The 3,436-nt window shown below is 34.9% G+C and carries 3 protein-coding genes; all 3 read right to left on the reverse strand.

Features of this window, described 5'->3' with window-relative positions; translation table 11 throughout:
- Positions 1 to 149: 149 nt before the first annotated feature.
- The 3 genes from V7266_RS19155 to V7266_RS19165 all read right to left on the reverse strand — a co-directional run bounded on the left by V7266_RS19155 (position 150) and on the right by V7266_RS19165 (position 3,318).
- Complete coding sequence (locus V7266_RS19155) at positions 150 to 830, reverse strand: glycosyltransferase family 2 protein (RefSeq protein ID WP_335469971.1); 681 nt, start codon at positions 828 to 830, stop codon at positions 150 to 152.
- Positions 831 to 1,511: 681 nt separating this feature from the next.
- Entirely contained in the window at positions 1,512 to 1,952 is a 441-nt protein-coding gene (locus V7266_RS19160; protein ID WP_335469973.1) for a CoxG family protein, read from the reverse strand.
- A 160-nt stretch (positions 1,953 to 2,112) separates the two neighbouring features.
- Positions 2,113 to 3,318, reverse strand: a complete 1,206-nt coding sequence (locus tag V7266_RS19165) for a HAMP domain-containing sensor histidine kinase (protein ID WP_335469974.1) — start codon at positions 3,316 to 3,318, stop codon at positions 2,113 to 2,115.
- Positions 3,319 to 3,436 lie beyond the last annotated feature (118 nt).

A 3,436-nucleotide genomic window follows, 5' to 3' on the forward strand; every position in this document is an offset into this window, starting at 1 on the left:
TTTCTCTGTTTTTTCCGCCGACCTTTTATTTAATTCCGCCCACTTTCCTCTTTTTTCCGCCAATTATCCCATTATTTCCGCCAACTTAGTATTCAGTTACCTTAAATAGGACCGTTGATGGTTACGGATTCCGATTCTTATCAACTTAATTAGCGTTCTCTAATTATTTTTAGCATCTCCTCTTTGTTTCCATTTGCGAACATGTACCGAGCAACTAGAGCATCGTTTCCACTGCTATCTGAATTGAACGCTGGTGGATGCCAAAGATGAAATACTTTAGCGTCGTAGTTCACAAATTTCCCGCACACGGTATTCACTGACCATGCAAATGCATCATCTTCTCCTCCCCAGCCGACAAAACGTTCATCAAAGCCACCGACTTTTTCAAAATTCCTTTTTGGAATAAGATTTACTTTACCGGCAAATCCATCGTACATCCAATTCACTTTCTGGCACTCTTCTAATTTTACATTTAGCGGCCAGCCCGGTTTCGTTCCCATGACTCTTTCTGTCATTTCCATTGGAACATCATATACTTCCGTAAATGGAATGACCCATGCTGCATCACGCAACAATTTTATTGATTCTAGAATACTGTTAGGGTCGAACACAGTATCAGCATCCACAATGAGAAGAATATCTCTTTTTGCATCCTTTGCAGCAAGATTTACCGCCTTGGCTTTATTAAATCGGCCACCTTTTGTTGTGCCAACAATCAATTCGGCACCAGGCATTGTCGTTTGAAAGAATTTTTTTACCCATAAAAATGCATCAAGCCGAGGACCAAAATCATTTTGAAAAGGTATTATGATTGAAACATTTTCAAACATATAACATCTCCTTCCTAGGTAAAAGTACATTCCTAGTTATAGTCTTATCCCTCATCATATTCATTTGAAAAAACTTCGATATAGCAAAACGCCTGTCGGGATAATATTTCTCCATACAAACAACAAAAAAGCCGATTCTCTTTTTTACATTTGAGAAACGACTTCCGGTGGATCAATATGAAATTCAATATAAATTTTCAATGATAAACATCCTTACTTTTTTTGATTGAGTTATTTCATTACGTAACAACTGCCAAGATGTTCGATCGCTTTCGCTACAACTTTAACAAATTTTCTCATTTAAGTTCCCACCTTCCTAAAAAGTATATTTTTATTATCTGCTGAAAAGTCTTTTTAGACAAAGACGAGGAAAACGTAAACAAACATCATGTAAACGGGAACATCGCCATTGAAAGCGTGTGTCATGTACCATTCTCTTATTATTTCATCTTTTTTCCATCCCGCTTCCTCCTTTCTGAAAAAATCGTCTTTCGATGGGTCTCTCATCAAATTAACGCACCCAATTCGTGTGTGTACAAACGTAAATTGTGAACTAAATTCCCGTATAAAAAGAAAAAAAATACTGTGACCCTAGAAGGATGCACAGTATTTTAAAATTATTAAATATAATTTGTCAGACAAGGTATCTCCAAAATGAATCAGCTTTCAATCACTTGAAAACTATGAGAATACTGCAATTTTACGTGCGATAGATTCTGTTAAACGATAGGCTACTTTTGGAACAGCCCATTTAATAATTGGTGTTAGCATCGCACCTGCTAATCCACCTGCATGGACGTCCACCGTACAAGTCATTGTTGTTTTACCATTAACATCTTCTCCAGTAAAGTGACCGCTTCCTGTAAAATTATCTGATAAACCTTTTAGTTCAAACTTAATATTTGAAGGTTCATTCCATTCGGTAATATCTACCTGCGCTTGTATTGTTTTTTTAATACCTTTCACACTACCTTCAAATGTCCAAATAGATTGCTTGTCATTTAAGATTTTATGTTCTTTATAGGCTGGTACTGACGTTGCCCATTTTTCAAGATCACTGACATAATCCCAAACTGCTTGTACATCTACTGGAATTTCTACTATATGTGTTCCTGTTGCCATTATGATTCCCACTTTCACTGCGTATGAATTGAAAATTAACATCTCTACTAAATAATTATTACATAAAAAACATAAACTTACATCACTGATTATACATAGATTTCCTTTTTCCAACTCTACCATCTGACCCGATTATTGAGCACAAGTAAAACACCGCTCTTTATGATGGAAATCGAATCGTAACCGTTGTTCCTTTACCTTTAACACTATCAAAGTGGATCGTTCCTTTATACTTTGCAGCAATATTATAGCAAATCATCATTCCTAGGCCCGTTCCTCTACTTTTTAATGAATAAAACGGAGTACCAAGAGATTCCATTTCTTCCTTTGACATCCCTTGTCCACAATCCATTACTTTTATTTCAATCAAGTCTTTTTTACATTCAGAGGTAACGACAACAGAATCACCAACTTTTGATGCTTCCATGGCATTCTTAATAATATTAATTAATAATTGTTTAAGTTCAATGGTACTCGCAGCGATATAACCATCCTCTACCTTACTTAGTACAATCTTATTATCATGTAGAAGGCCATAAGTGTTGAGCAGGTCCGTTACACTTTGAAGAACATCCTTTACATTCACTAGTTCCGTTTCAGTGTCTTTGTCTGGTTTGGCAATGGATAAATATTGAGAAATCACCTGTTCTGCCGTGCTTAATTCGTTAATCATTAACGAAAAATGCCGCTTACTATTTTCATTATATGTATTTTCTTTTTCATATAACTGTAAGAAGCCTTTCACAACTGTTAATGGATTTCTAATCTCATGTGCCATCGCAGCAGCCAGCTGTCCAGTTGTTTTCAGACGTTCTGAATGTTTAATTTGCTCATAGTAGAGCTTCTGTTTCTTCAACCGTTCATACGATAAGTAAAAAATAAAATAAAGAATGGCCTGGCTTCCTAAAAAGTTGATAATATTTCCAATTAAGTCTTCTCTTATATAAGAATATAATTCCCCTCGATCAACTATGGCAATATAGCTAAAAAGAATGATGATAGAGAAAGTATTTAATAGTAAGGAAAGATGAAAAAGTTTTTTATCAAAAAACAAAATGGAAATGGCAGGTATAAAGCATAAAAATATAAAGTTAGACCAAGTATTCGGATATAAAAAGAAGATGGTATAAAAGTATGTAGATGCCACGACGATTATAATGATTCTAAAAAAATGTGACTTATATAAAGGGTAAATTAATAAGCAAATAGATAAAAAGAAAACTAAAACACCATGCGTCAGATAGCCTGGTCCAAGATGATGAAGAAGTGGATTGCCAGCAAACAGCCCAAGCAGCATAAGTGCAATCACCACTAACACTGTGCTGTAATATAACTTCGGATTAATTGGAGTATTTTTGTTCTTCATATTTTCCCTTCACTGAAAAGCTCAAGCTTATTTTGTATCAAACTACTTATATTCTATCATATATGATTTAGAAAAATAAAAAGCTACAGGTTAGTAGTCAAAAAAGAGGCTGGGACAA

It is taken from the genome of Neobacillus drentensis (assembly GCF_036965645.1).
Lineage (GTDB): Bacteria > Bacillota > Bacilli > Bacillales > Cytobacillaceae > Neobacillus > Neobacillus drentensis_D.